The following is a 12,744-nucleotide window of genomic DNA, read 5'->3' on the forward strand; positions in this document are numbered from 1 at the left end:
CGCTCGGACGGGATCCCGTCGATGTGCGTCGCTATTGTGCATTCCGGCCCAAGAAGCGGAACCTACACTCCCCCACCGAATGCGAGTCCCAGTAGATACGTCGCCCCGGCCGCGCCGTATCCGATGGCGAGTTGTCGCAGTGCGCGTTTGACGGGCGGACCGCCGCTGAGCAGTCCGACGATCAGGCCCGTACAGATCAATGCCAGTCCGACCAGTACTGCGGCAACGGCAAGGGCCACATAGCCTTCGAGACCGAACAGGTACGGCAACACCGGGATGACGGCACCGGAGGCGAAGAAACAGAAGCTCGCTGCGGCGGCACCGAGTCCGGTGCCGATGGATTCGTGCTCGTCGATGTCGGTGGCCGGTTCTTCGACGGCGGGGAGCAGTCGGATGACGTCCGCGGCTTTCGCGTCGGCTTCCTCGTGGGTCATTCCGCGAGCGCGGTAGACGAGGGCGAGTTCGTTGGCGTCGACGTCGAGGTGTTGAACGGCCTCATTCGCGGCGCTGTCGGGCGACGATGCCTCGAGCAGTTCGCGTTGCGAGCGCACCGAGACGTATTCGCCTGCTCCCATCGACAGCGCACCGGCGAGCAGGCCGGCGAGTCCGGTGACCAACACGATCTGGTTGGACACTCCGGATCCGCTGATGCCGAGCACCAGGGCGAGGTTGCTGACCAATCCGTCGTTGGCACCGAACACCGCGGCGCGGAACGTTCCCGAGAGTCGATTACGGCCGCGGGCAGCCAATGCCCGGATGACCTCGGCGTGAATTTGCTCGTCGGCCGTCATCGCGTCGGTGGCATCCGCGTCGGTCGCGTAGGGCGAGCGGGTCTCGGCGCGTTGCGCGAGGGCGAGCACGAACACCGATCCGAAGCGGCGCGCCAGCACGCCGAGGATCCGGGTACGAATGTCGCCTTTGAGTGGCATCCCGACGCGATCGCCGAGCAGATTGCGCCAATGCTGTTCGTGGCGGCCTTCCGCGTCGGCCAACTCGAGCAGAATGTCGCGTTCCTCACCGCTGCGCCTACCCGCCAGGTCGCGATAGACGGCGGCCTCGGCCCGCTCGTCGGCGAGGTACTGCCGCCATCGCTTGACGTCCTTCGACGAAGGTTCCGTTCCGTCCATCGAGCAAACGTACCGGGCTCCGCCCTCGTGCGCGTTGTGCGTACCTGGAAGGGCGCACAACGCGCACGAGCGGGGGGTCAGCTCGGGTCGTAGACGCCGGCCTGAACTGCTTTGACCAACCTGCGCGGCACTCTGAACTCTCGACCCTGAAAACGCACCGTCACCAGATCCGGGGCGACGGCCTTCCACTGTGCCCGTCGGCTACGCGTGTTGGAACGCGACATCTTTCTCTTCGGAACAGCCATGTCTCACGCCTCCTTTCGGCTTCGACGGCCGTAGCGCTTCTCGAACTTCTCGACGCGTCCCTGGGTATCCATGACGCGTGTCGCCCCGGTCCAGAAGGGGTGCGATTCGGACGAGACGTCGACGACGATCAGGGGGTAGGTGTTGCCGTCTTCCCACTCGGTTTCGCGGGTTGACGTGACGGTGGATCGAGTGAGGAACTTGTTCCCGGTGCTCGAGTCCTGGAACACCACCGGGTGGTAATCGGGGTGGATGCCTGGCTTCATTCTGTTGCCTCTCGTGACTGGTCTGCGTAGGGGGATTCACTGCTCTCGCAGGGGTCTTCGTGCCACTGGCCGAACGGGTCGGTCCACGTGGTCCACTGAGCGGGATCGGTCATCTCGTCGTCGGACACCAACGCCCACTGCAGAGTTCGGTCGATCTCGGTGGGGTCGGCCTGATGTACCAAGATCACCAATGACGTGTCTCGATCACCGAATTGCTCGTCCCACCGCAGCGCAGCCATCGCTCGCCTGGTGGTGTCGACGCGATCCTGTTCCACTGGAGACATTGCCGCAAGCCACTTTCCGGCGCTCGCCACCCGTAGTCCGCCGCCGGCCGATTCGATCCACAGCGCTTCGTCGGGTTGCGTGGCCACCCACGCCCGTCCACGGGCGGTGACGACGCCGTCGAGCAACACGTCGATGGCCTCGTGCAGTCGTTCGGGATGGAACGGCCGAGTTGCGGTGAACTCCACGAGTGCGACTCCGCAGTCGACGGACAAGGGCGGCTGGCCGCGCAACAGCGGAGAGTGGGCGTCCGTGATCTCACCGCGCCGGGCATCGAAGGGAACGGCCGCGAGAACTGCTGGGCCGTCGACCATCGAGTCCTGCGAAACCCAGACGACGGGTGCGTTCGGTGCCAACCGCGCGAGGACAGCCGCGAGCCTGGCGCGCTCCCACGCGTCGATTTCGGGACCTGCGGTGACGACGAGCGCGTCGGAGTAGTCGACCTGGCCTACTACCAGCTGCGCGACGGTTCGATCGTCGTCACCGCTGGCGACGATGCCGCGGTCGGCCAAGGTGTCGTCGCCGGTGGCGTCGGCCAACCAGGTTGCCGCGTCGAGGCAGCCGATCACGGCCTCGATACGGACGTCCCTCGAGGCCGGTCCGTCGATCTGCCCCACCACGTCGGCGACGATGACGTTGTCCACCGCCCAGCACAACGCCTCGGGCTCGAGCGCAGGGTCCAGAACGAGCACGATGCGATCGACACTGCTGCGACTCGACAGTGCACGTAGCAGCGGCAGCAGGTCCTCGCGCAGCGTGCAGGAGACACAGCCGTGCGCCAGTTCCAAGATCGTCTCGCGCGGGTTCTCACCCAGGACGAACAACGTTCGGCGTACGACGCCCTCGGTGACGCGGCTCAGGTCGTGGCGGACTGCGACAGTTCCCGGCGCGAGCAGCGATGTCACGACAGCGTCCATGGCTCCGGTCCAGCCGGAGACGAGGACCATCGGGGTTCGATCGTCCGGTGATGTGTTCACGAGCGCCTTTCTTCTCGACAACGATTGTCATTCTCTGAGGATGCACGCTACATTCGCTTGAACGCTTTGTCGAAAACGATTGTCATAACGGCAAGAAAGGAGTGCTCATGTCAGCGCACTGCCAGGTCACCGGCCGCACCCCCAGCTTCGGAAAGTCGGTCTCGCACTCCCACGTGCGCACCAGCCGCAGGTGGGATCCCAACATCCAACGCAAGACCTACTACGCCCCCAGCCTCGGACGCCGCGTCACCCTCACGCTCTCGGCCAAGGGCATCAAGACCATCGACCGCGATGGCATCGACGCCGTGGTGGCCAAGATCCGCGCACGTGGGGAGAAGATCTGATGGGCAAGAGCACCGACGTCCGCCCCATCGTCAAACTCAAGTCGACCGCGGGTACCGGCTACACCTACGTCACCCGCAAGAACCGTCGCAACGATCCCGACCGACTGGTCATGAAGAAGTACGACCCGGTCGTCCGCAAGCACGTTGATTTCCGAGAGGAGCGCTGACCGGTGGCCAAGAAATCGAAGATCGCGAAGAACGAGCAACGCAAGGTCGTCGTCGCCCGCTGGGCAACGCGTCGCGCAGAGCTCAAAGAGATCATTCGCAAGCCCTCGAGCAGCGATTCCGAGCGCGCGGAGGCCCAGGCGGCACTGCAGCGTCTGCCACGCGATTCGAGTCCGGTACGATTGCGCAATCGTGACGCTGCGGATGGACGTCCGCGCGGTTACCTACGGAAATTCGGGCTGTCCCGCGTGAAGATGCGCGAGATGGCTCACCGCGGGGAGCTGCCAGGCGTCCACAAGTCGAGCTGGTAAGGGAAAAGGTAGAGATGGCAGTCAAGAGAGCACCGTCGAAGAAGGTCCGCGCAGAGGCGGGTCGTCGACCGAAGAAGAACCCGTTGAACGCCGCCAAGGTCACCACGGTGGACTACAAGGACATCAACCTTCTTCGTCAGTTCATTTCCGACCGCGGCAAGATCCGTAGCCGCCGGGTCACCGGGCTCACCCCGCAGCAGCAGCGCCAGGTCGCTGTCGCAGTGAAGAACGCTCGTGAAATGGCATTGCTGCCGTTCACCAGCCGCTGAATCAGCTTTCGAGAAAGGCCACGTAGCCCTGGGCTACGTGGCCTTTCTGTCGTTCCCAGCAAGAAACGAGCAGTTCTACGATGTCCGGCGTTCTCGAAGGCTTCACCGTCATCTTCGTCGTCATCGCACTGGGCTACCTGCTCGCCCATCTGAAAATCCTCGGCGAACACGGCCAATTCGTTCTGAGCCGACTGGTCTTCTTCGTGGCGACGCCGTCGCTGCTGTTCGTCACGTTGGCCAATTCGGACTTGTCGGTCATCCTGTCCCCCGTTCTTGCCGTCGCCGGTTCCACAGCGCTGCTCGTCGGGGCCATCTACTTCGTCATCGCGAAGCTCGCGCTGAAACGCGCCGTGCCCGACGCGACCGTCGGCGCACTCGCGAGCTCCTACGTCAATGCCGCGAACCTCGGTATCCCGATCGCCGTGTTCGTTCTGGGCGACGCCAACTTCGTCGCTCCCCTGCTGCTGTTCCAGATCATGATCTACACGCCGATCGCCGTGACCGTCCTCGACATCTCCACCAAGATCGACGAGGTCTCCCTGTTCAAGACGGTCACGACGCCGTTCCGAAACCCGATCGTGCTGGCCGGGGCCGCGGGTCTCGTACTGTCGATCACCGGATTCGAGCTCCCCGAGGCGCTCATGCAGCCGTTTCAACTCGTCGGCAACCTGTCCGTTCCGGGTGCACTGCTCGCGTTCGGACTGTCGCTGTACGGCGCGCGGGTGCTGCAGAAGGGCATCAGCCCGCGACGAGACGTGGCTCTGGCGACCCTGTTCAAGATGGCGCTGCAGCCCCTGCTCGGGTATCTGATGGCCCGATTCGTCTTCGGCCTCGACGGGCACGACCTGTTCGCCATCGTCGTCGTCTCGGCACTGCCCACTGCGCAGAACGTCTTCGTCTTCGCGAGCCGTTACCAGCGAGGGGTCGTTCTGGCCCGCGACACGGCATTCGTCACGACCCTGGTCTCGATACCCGTCATCGCACTCGTCACGGTGCTGCTGGCATGAGACGAACACAAAGGTTCTCCTCAGCTCCCAGCGCTACTTTGGGTTCATGAGGTTTCTCGCTGCAGGTGTCATGCTGTGCCTGCTCTTGGCCGGCTGCAGCACCGCCGCCGGTGACGACGACGAGACGACACCGACAACGAACTCCACCACCCCCATCGGGTTCGTCCAGCAACCGAGCGCGCCGCCCGTGCCCCACGAGGTTCCCGTCGGCGACGTCGGCACGATGTTCGAGTCGACCCCGGATCTGATTCGCGCGACGACCACTCCGTTCGAGTCGTGGAGCCAGGTCTCCCCCAACACCATCGCGGTGCACTTCGTCACCGGCACGCCCGAGTGCTACGGAGCCGACGCGACGGTGACCGAGACCGATACGGCCGTCACGATCGAACTGCGGACCGGGACCAGACCGGACGCCGAGGACAAGTCCTGCATCATGGTTGCCGTCTACGCCACCATGCAGATCACGCTGGCGTCGCCGCTGGGTCATCGCGCAATCCTGAATGCGGCCTGACCCGGTCGCCGGTAATGTCCGACCGGTGAGCGACCAACTACCCGACCGAAATCGAAGTACGGTGCGCGCTGCCGATGCCGATCGCAACCTCGTGGCGCAGCTGCTGAGCGACGCGTTCGCCAACGGTCAACTGACCGTCACCGAGTACGACGAGCGGACGGCCGCGGCGTACCGAGCGAAGACCTACGGCGACTTGGACCTGTTGACCGACGATCTGGCCCTCACCCCACCTCCGCAGACGACGCACGCCGGTGCGCCTCAGACCGATCGGGCCATCGCGATCATGAGCGGATCGGTTCGCAAAGGCGAATGGACCGTCGCCGCACGCATCGACGCGCTCGCTTTCTGGGGCGGAGTGGAACTCGACCTACGTCGAGCGACGTTCTCGGCCCAGGAAACCACGATCAACTGCGTCGCGATCATGGGCGGCATCGAGATCACGGTGCCGCCCGGCATCGGCGTCGAGGTCCGCGGCACCGGAATCATGGGCGGTTTCGAGCACGTCAGCGCCACTCACCCCGGTGCGCCCCGAGTGGTGATCACCGGACTCGCCTTCTGGGGCGGAGTCTCGGTGGACATCAAGGCAGCAGAAAAGTGACTACGACCGTCGACGCTTGAGGTAGTCGCTCACCACCGCAGCACCCAATCCGTCCAGATCCGGCGCGATGACCCTGCCGCCGACCCGTTCGGCCATCTTGTCGACCACCCGGGCCAGACCGGGATCGTCACCGAGACGGAAAATCGTCACCTGCGCACCGAGTTTCGCGACGGTATCGAGCTCACGCACCGTCAAACCCAACGTCTTCGACGACGGCGGGTAATCGAAATACGCATGGCCGTCCGGCTCCAGATGAGCCGTCGGTTCACCGTCGGTGACGATCAAGACCACCGGCTGCGCATTGGGATGACGACGCAGATGCCGCACTGCGAGCATCAACGCGTGATGCAGATTGGTGCCCTGATCGTAGGCACCGTCCAGGCCGGCGAGCTCCGAGGCCGTCAAAGTCTGTGCATGCCTGCCGAATCCGATCAGCTGCAGATCGTCCCCGCGGAATCGAGTGCTCACCAGATGATTCAGAGCCAGTGCGGTGCGCTTCATCGGTACCCAGCGGCCGTCCATCACCATCGAGAACGACGTGTCGACCAACAACGCCACCGCAGCCTGCGTTCGGGTTTCGGTCTCGCTGATCTCCACATCTGTCACCTGTAGCTGCACCGGAAAGCCCGATCCCTGTGCAGCCGTACGCAGGACGGCATTGTTGACCGTGCGGGTCACGTCCCACGGTTCGGTGTCGCCGAATTCCCAGGTGCGCGACGCTCCCGTCGGCTCACCCATCGCGCCGGCCTTACGAGTATCTCGCTCGCCGCCGCGTCGAGACAGCTTTCCAGCGACATCCTTCAGCGCCGACTGCCCCAGCTGACGCATGGCCTTGGGCGACAGACGCCACTGACCGTCGGCACCCTTGTCCATGAAACCCTGCTGTTGCAGCGCCTTTTCGAGCTCGGAGAGCATCCGGGCATCGGCCGCAGCCTCCGGTCCGAGTTGCTTCAGCAACGCGTCGGCGTCGATGTCGTCCAACGCTGCCCCGTTGTATTGCTGCGAGAGCTGATTGCCCAGATTCTCGAGATCGGCAATGTCCTGCAGGGCCCCGGTACCGTCGCCCAGACCCATTCCGTTCTCTCCGCGGAAGTTCTGCGAACCGTCCCAATCCTCACCGGGCCGGGCCTGCTGCAGATTCTGATCCAGTTGATCGAGCTGATCCAGCAGGTTCGAATCACCGAAGGCCTGCTGCGCCAACGCATCCAACTCGGCTCGCTGCTCGGGAGTCAGAGAGTTGCGTAGTCGCTGCGCGGCGGCAGCCCTTTCCGCCAGTGAATCGAGTAGCTCGTCGACATTCTTCGGATTCTCCGGAAAATGCTGACCGTGCTTGTTCATGAACTCGTCGAACTGCTCGTCGGTGTTCTCGCCCTTGTTGTGGGCGTCGAGCAGTTCGTTGAGGTCCTTCAGCATCTCGCTGATGGCCTGACGATCCTGCTCGGTGGCACCTTCGAGAGCCTGCTTCATGCCTGCGAATCTCTGATCGAGCATCTCGCGGCCGAGCAGATCCTTGATCTGCTCGTAGTTCTCGCGCCCCTCCGACGAACGCCAGTCGTAATCCGAGAGCTCCTGCACCGCTTGGGCGGTGGACGGAGACAGATCGCCGATCTGCATCTCCTGGAACCGCGCATCGTCGTCGAGGGCACGCGCCAACGCCTTGCGCTCCTCGAGCACTGCCTTGTCCAGCAGCTCACGCACTTCCTGCAGCGTGCCGTCGAGGTTGTTCTGCTTCAACAGATCTCGGCGACGCTTGGCGGCCTGGGCCGCGAGGTCGTCGAGCCCGCGCATGTTCTTCGTCCCGCGCCGCAGCATCTCCTGCAACGCCCGGCGAGGCGACGCCCCCTCGAGGACGTCCTCGCCGATCGCATCCAACGCCTCCCGCAGATCGACGGGAGGAGCCAGTGGATCCGGGCCCTCGTGATAGCGCCCGTACCTGGAACGACGCATCAGCTGTACACCGTCTGGCCGTCGTCGTCGGGATCCTTCGAGATTCGCCGCGCGAGGTACAGACCTTCGAGTGCCAGTTCGACGGCGGCTGCTTTCTCGCCGTCCGAGGTCGCCTTCAACCGCTCGGTGATGTCGCCGATCACGGATACGTCGGGCAGCTCGTCGAGCAGTGCCTTTGCGGTGATGCGATCGCCGGTGACGATCGGGTCGCCGGTCTCGACGGCCGTCACCAACGCCGCGAGGTTCAGGCCGCCCAGGTGTGCCCGGACGGTATCGGCCGTCGCGCGTCGCAGCATGTGTTCGAGGACCTCGATTTCGCGGCCTTCTTCGCCCGACTCGAATTCGACCTTGCCGCGCAGCACCTCGATGATCGTTCCCAGGTCCACCGGCCGCGCCACGGCGTCCGCTTCGCCGAGTATCGCGGCGCGGTGAACCGCTGCGGCAGCGATCGTTTCGGCAGCGGCGATCGCGAATCGTGCCGAGACACCGGAGCGCTGGTCGACCGACGGCGATTCGCGTAGCAGTCGAGTGAATCGAGCGAGCACCTCGAGCAGGTATGCCGGGACTTCGGCCTGCAGGTCCGCTTCCTGATCGATGACGGCAACCTCGTCGTCCAGCTCGAGCGGGTAGTGCGTCCTGATCTCGGCACCGAATCGGTCCTTGAGCGGAGTGATGATGCGTCCGCGATTGGTGTAGTCCTCGGGGTTGGCACTCGCCACCAACATGACGTCGAGCGGCAGCCGCAGGGTGTAGCCGCGAACCTGAATGTCGCGCTCCTCCATGACGTTGAGCAGCGACACCTGGATGCGCTCCGCGAGGTCGGGAAGTTCGTTGATCGCCACGATGCCGCGGTGACTCCGCGGAACCAGACCGAAGTGAATGGTCTCCGGGTCGCCCAGGCTGCGGCCCTCGGCGACCTTCACCGGATCGACATCGCCGACGAGGTCGGCCACCGAAGTATCCGGGGTCGCGAGCTTCTCTGCGTACCGCTCGCTGCGGTGCCGCCACTCGATGGGCAGATCGTCGCCCAGTTCCTTCGCTCTGCGAATGCTCGCAGGGGTGATGGGCTCGTACGGATGCTCGCCCAGTTCGGCACCGGCGATCACCGGCACCCACTCGTCGAGCAGCAGATTGAGGGTACGCAGCAGACGCGTCTTGCCCTGCCCACGCTCACCCAGCAGAACGACGTCATGACCGGCCAGAATCGCGCGCTCGAATTGCGGCAGCACCGTCGACCCGAAGCCGAGGATCCCCGGCCACGGATCTTCGCCGTCACGCAACGCCGTCAAAAGATTTTCGCGGAGCTCTTCCTTGATCGACCGCTGCCGATGTCCGGATGCCTTGAGTTCGCCGAGAGTGGAGATGCCAGGTTTGGTGGAGGTCACTTCTCCACGCTACGAGCGTTTGACGATTGCTGCCATCTAGTGGTCCGTTGTGGTTCCGCCGAGTTCGCACTTATGCCACCCGAACTGGACAAATCCCCTGCACAACTGCGATCTCGCTAGACCGGTGCTCCTGCCTCACGGAGCTTGGCCCGAACTCGACGGACGACTTCGTCGGGACGACGGCGGAGTTGTTCGGAATTGACCCGAACGATATGCCAATCGCACTGCTGCAAGTCCTCGTACCGCTCGATGTCGCGGGTCCGCTGACGCTCGTCGAGCCAGTGCTGCACCCCCTCGTATTCCACCCCGACACGCCACCTCTCCCACCCCATGTCGATCCGCGCAACAAATCGACCACGCGCATCTCGAATGTCGATCTGGGTGGTGGGTTTCGGAAGTCCAGCATCGATCAACAACAGTCGGGTGCGCGTCTCCTGCGGCGATTCCGCGCCTCCATCCACCCGACCGAGGGCGTCGAGCAGCACCCGGATACCCCGACACCCTGGACGCAGTGACGCGAATGCACTCACCGCATCCCGCTCGAGGCCGGTCGCGGCCATGAGTGAATCGAGGAAGATCACGGACTGCGGTGGCGGAACCCATCGCCCGATATCGAACGCGGTCCGCACCGGGGTGGTCACCGCCACCCCGCCGACAACGAGCACACCGCCAGGCTCGATCGAATCGCGCCGGAGGATCAGCCCTAGGAATGAATGTGATTTTTCCAGCGCAAGCACAGTGGGTGGCACCGAGGCGTCGACCCATCGCGCGCCATGTATAGCGGCCGCCGAAGTACCCGCGACAATTGCGCTGTTGCCGACGCACACAGATGCCGCCACAGCCAGGGTCCGCGCATCCAGGGTGGTTCCCGTGGGCACATACGTGTCACGGAACACTCGTACATAGTCGCGGCTCAGTCGGTGACGGCTCAACGAACCGGACTGCACTGCAACCGACCCACGAAACGGTCCTGACTCGATCCCCATCGCTCAACCCTGGCAGGGTCGAGCCCCTCGAAACGGCCAGCAGGCCAATCTGTGGACAACGATTCGGTCATCCACAGATCGCCGAGATCGCAGTTATGCGAGCGGAAATGGTGTAAAAGGCTGCACAACTGCGATCTCGACGGAACAACAGCTAGTGGGCGAAGTGCCGCGAACCCGTCAGATACAGCGTCACGCCCGCGTCCTGGGCTGCAGCGATCACTTCGTTGTCGCGGACCGAACCACCGGGCTGCACAACGGCTTTGACACCCGCGGTCACGAGGACCTGCAAGCCGTCGGGGAACGGGAAGAAGGCATCGGAGGATGCGACCGAACCGACGACGCGATCCCCGGCACGCTGGACTGCGAGGTGGGCGGCGTCGACGCGGTTGACCTGGCCCATTCCGACGCCGACCGACGCGCCGTCGTGAGCGAGCAGAATTGCGTTGGACTTGACGGCTCGTCCTGCGCGCCAAGCGAATTCGAGATCCTTGAGGGTCTGCTCGTCGGCGGGTTCGCCCGCAGCCAGGGTCCAGTTGGCCGGATCGTCGCCGTCGGCGTCGATGACGTCTCTCTGCTGCAGCAGTGCCCCGCCGGAGATCGGCTTGAGTTCGACGCCCGACGTGGGCGGCGCTTCTGCGAGCAGAACTCGAATGTTCTTCTTGCGCTGCAGCACTCCCAGTGCGCCGTCGGCGTAGGACGGCGCGATGATGACCTCGGTGAAGATCTCGGCGACCTGCTCGGCCATCTCGACGGTGACCTCACGGTTGGCCGCGATGACGCCGCCGTAGGCGCTCACCGGATCGCACGCATGCGCCTTTCGGTGCGCCTCGGCGATGTCGGTGCCGACGGCGATTCCGCACGGGTTGGCGTGCTTGATGATCGCGACGGTGGGCTCCGAGTGATCGAACGCTGCCCGCCAGGCGGCATCCGAATCGGTGAAGTTGTTGTACGACATCTCTTTTCCGTGCAGCTGCTCGGCCTGCGCGATGCCGGCAGCAGCGGAGGAGTCGACGTACAGGGCAGCCTTCTGGTGCGGGTTCTCGCCGTACCGAAGTACTGCGGAGCGGTCCCAGGTGCCGCCGATCCACTCCGGGAAAACGGTCTCGGTGTCGGGGGTCAGGACGCTCGACATCCACGACGCCACTGCGACGTCGTACGCCGCGGTGTGCTGAAATGCCTGCGCGGCAAGAGATGTGCGCTCGGCGAGCGTGAATCCGCCACCGGAGACAGCGGTGAGTACGTCGTCGTACCGACTCGGGTCTACGACAACCGCGACCGACGGGTGATTCTTGGCTGCGGCGCGCACCATCGACGGGCCACCGATGTCGATCTGCTCGACGCATTCGTCGGGTGTCGCACCGCTGGCGACGGTCTCGGTGAACGGGTACAGGTTGACCACGACGAGCTCGAACGCCTCGATGCCCAGCTCGTCCAGCTGAGCCAGGTGCTCGGGCTTGCGGGTGTCGGCAAGGACCCCGGCATGGACGCGAGGATGCAGCGTCTTGACGCGACCCTCGAGGGTTTCGGGGAATCCGGTGAGGTCCTCGACCTTGGTGACCGGGATTCCGGCGTCGGCGATCTTGCTCGCCGTCGATCCGGTGGACACCAGAGCGACGCCCGCGGCATGCAAACCGGTCGCAAGCTCGATCAGTCCGGTCTTGTCGTAGACACTGACCAGTGCGCGGCGCACCGCTTTACGTTCACTCATCGGATTATCTGAGCCTTTCGTCCATCGGAGGTGACACCTTTGGCTGCGACCGCTGCGATCACGTCGACCAGCAACCGTCGTTCCACAGTCTTGATGCGTTCGTGCAATGCCGCTTCGTCGTCGCCGTCGAGAACGGGCACGGCTTCCTGAGCCAGGATCGGCCCGGTGTCGACACCGGAATCGACCAGATGCACCGTCGAACCGGTCAGCTTGACGCCGTGGTCCAGCGCGTCCCGAACGGCGTGCGCACCCGGGAACGACGGCAACAGCGCGGGGTGCGTGTTGACGATTCGGCCGGCGAACGCGTCGAGAAATCGAGGACCGAGGATCTTCATGAACCCTGCGGTGACGATCAGATCGGGCTCGAACCCCAGTGCAGCGTCGGTGAGCGCCTCATCCCAGGCCGCCCGATCGGCGAAGTCTCGCAAGCCGATACGAAAATGTGGGATCGCGGCATCGTCGGCATGACGAGCGGCCGCGCACTCTCGATCGACTCCGACGGCCACGATGCGCGCCGGGTAGTCCTCGGCAGTTGTCGCGGCGACGAGCGACTGCAGGAGCGAGCCGGTCCCCGACGCGAGGACGACGACCCGCGCGGGTGTCTCACGCAAGGCAGTC

At 64.6% G+C, this 12,744-nt stretch carries 16 protein-coding genes; 7 read left to right on the forward strand and 9 right to left on the reverse strand.

Going from position 1 to position 12,744, the window contains the following annotated elements; all coding sequences use genetic code 11:
• Positions 1 to 62: 62 nt before the first annotated feature.
• The 4 genes from CH262_RS00455 to mrf form a co-directional block, all read right to left on the reverse strand.
• Complete coding sequence (locus CH262_RS00455) at positions 63 to 1,127, reverse strand: VIT1/CCC1 transporter family protein (RefSeq protein ID WP_048319434.1); 1,065 nt, start codon at positions 1,125 to 1,127, stop codon at positions 63 to 65.
• Positions 1,128 to 1,204: 77 nt separating this feature from the next.
• Positions 1,205 to 1,372: a 50S ribosomal protein L32 gene (rpmF, locus tag CH262_RS00460; protein WP_027496033.1), complete on the reverse strand. Its 168-nt coding sequence runs from the start codon at positions 1,370 to 1,372 to the stop codon at positions 1,205 to 1,207.
• Positions 1,373 to 1,375: 3 nt separating this feature from the next.
• Positions 1,376 to 1,636 (reverse strand): type B 50S ribosomal protein L31, encoded by a 261-nt coding sequence (locus tag CH262_RS00465; RefSeq protein WP_032385686.1) that lies wholly within the window; start codon positions 1,634 to 1,636, stop codon positions 1,376 to 1,378.
• Positions 1,633 to 2,865, reverse strand: coding sequence for a ribosome hibernation factor-recruiting GTPase MRF (mrf, locus tag CH262_RS00470; RefSeq protein WP_094716652.1), 1,233 nt, complete (start codon positions 2,863 to 2,865; stop codon positions 1,633 to 1,635). The genes CH262_RS00465 and mrf overlap by 4 nt, the downstream gene beginning before the upstream one ends.
• A 137-nt stretch (positions 2,866 to 3,002) precedes the next feature.
• On the opposite strand from mrf, the gene rpmB reads away from it, so the two are divergent.
• From rpmB to CH262_RS00505, 7 genes are all read left to right on the forward strand, one after another.
• Complete coding sequence (gene rpmB, locus CH262_RS00475; protein ID WP_032365915.1) at positions 3,003 to 3,239, forward strand: 50S ribosomal protein L28; 237 nt, start codon at positions 3,003 to 3,005, stop codon at positions 3,237 to 3,239.
• The gene (gene rpmG / locus CH262_RS00480) at positions 3,236 to 3,406 is read left to right on the forward strand and encodes a 50S ribosomal protein L33 (protein WP_170944568.1); all 171 of its coding nucleotides are present in this window, start codon (positions 3,236 to 3,238) and stop codon (positions 3,404 to 3,406) included. Before rpmB ends, rpmG begins: the two co-directional genes overlap by 4 nt.
• A gap of 3 nt (positions 3,407 to 3,409) precedes the next feature.
• Complete coding sequence (gene rpsN / locus CH262_RS00485) at positions 3,410 to 3,715, forward strand: 30S ribosomal protein S14 (RefSeq protein ID WP_027496028.1); 306 nt, start codon at positions 3,410 to 3,412, stop codon at positions 3,713 to 3,715.
• 14 nt (positions 3,716 to 3,729) lie between these two features.
• Positions 3,730 to 3,984 (forward strand): 30S ribosomal protein S18, encoded by a 255-nt coding sequence (gene rpsR / locus CH262_RS00490; RefSeq protein WP_008719028.1) that lies wholly within the window; start codon positions 3,730 to 3,732, stop codon positions 3,982 to 3,984.
• Between the two features lie 80 nt (positions 3,985 to 4,064).
• Positions 4,065 to 4,991, forward strand: coding sequence for an AEC family transporter (locus CH262_RS00495; protein ID WP_032381729.1), 927 nt, complete (start codon positions 4,065 to 4,067; stop codon positions 4,989 to 4,991).
• Positions 4,992 to 5,037: 46 nt separating this feature from the next.
• Positions 5,038 to 5,502 carry a hypothetical protein gene (locus tag CH262_RS00500; RefSeq protein WP_027496026.1) on the forward strand — a complete coding sequence of 155 codons (465 nt, stop codon included), beginning with the start codon at positions 5,038 to 5,040 and terminating at the stop codon, positions 5,500 to 5,502.
• Between the two features lie 25 nt (positions 5,503 to 5,527).
• Positions 5,528 to 6,100: a DUF1707 SHOCT-like domain-containing protein gene (locus CH262_RS00505; RefSeq protein ID WP_048319430.1), complete on the forward strand. Its 573-nt coding sequence runs from the start codon at positions 5,528 to 5,530 to the stop codon at positions 6,098 to 6,100.
• Here CH262_RS00505 and CH262_RS00510 read toward each other — a convergent pair whose 3' ends face one another.
• The 5 genes from CH262_RS00510 to purN form a co-directional block, all read right to left on the reverse strand.
• Entirely contained in the window at positions 6,101 to 8,047 is a 1,947-nt protein-coding gene (locus CH262_RS00510) for a vWA domain-containing protein (RefSeq protein WP_094716653.1), read from the reverse strand.
• Positions 8,047 to 9,432, reverse strand: coding sequence for a sigma 54-interacting transcriptional regulator (locus CH262_RS00515; protein WP_094716654.1), 1,386 nt, complete (start codon positions 9,430 to 9,432; stop codon positions 8,047 to 8,049). Before CH262_RS00515 ends, CH262_RS00510 begins: the two co-directional genes overlap by 1 nt.
• 116 nt (positions 9,433 to 9,548) lie before the next feature.
• Complete coding sequence (locus CH262_RS28000; protein ID WP_256988598.1) at positions 9,549 to 10,097, reverse strand: endonuclease domain-containing protein; 549 nt, start codon at positions 10,095 to 10,097, stop codon at positions 9,549 to 9,551.
• A 472-nt stretch (positions 10,098 to 10,569) separates the two neighbouring features.
• The gene (gene purH / locus CH262_RS00525) at positions 10,570 to 12,126 is read right to left on the reverse strand and encodes a bifunctional phosphoribosylaminoimidazolecarboxamide formyltransferase/IMP cyclohydrolase (protein ID WP_094716656.1); all 1,557 of its coding nucleotides are present in this window, start codon (positions 12,124 to 12,126) and stop codon (positions 10,570 to 10,572) included.
• Positions 12,123 to 12,737, reverse strand: coding sequence for a phosphoribosylglycinamide formyltransferase (purN, locus tag CH262_RS00530; RefSeq protein ID WP_032371247.1), 615 nt, complete (start codon positions 12,735 to 12,737; stop codon positions 12,123 to 12,125). Before purN ends, purH begins: the two co-directional genes overlap by 4 nt.
• Between the last annotated feature and the right edge of the window lie 7 nt (positions 12,738 to 12,744).

Origin of the sequence: Rhodococcus sp. 05-2255-1e, from assembly GCF_002259025.1 — a bacterium.
GTDB classification, from domain to species: Bacteria; Actinomycetota; Actinomycetes; order Mycobacteriales; family Mycobacteriaceae; genus Rhodococcoides; species Rhodococcoides fascians.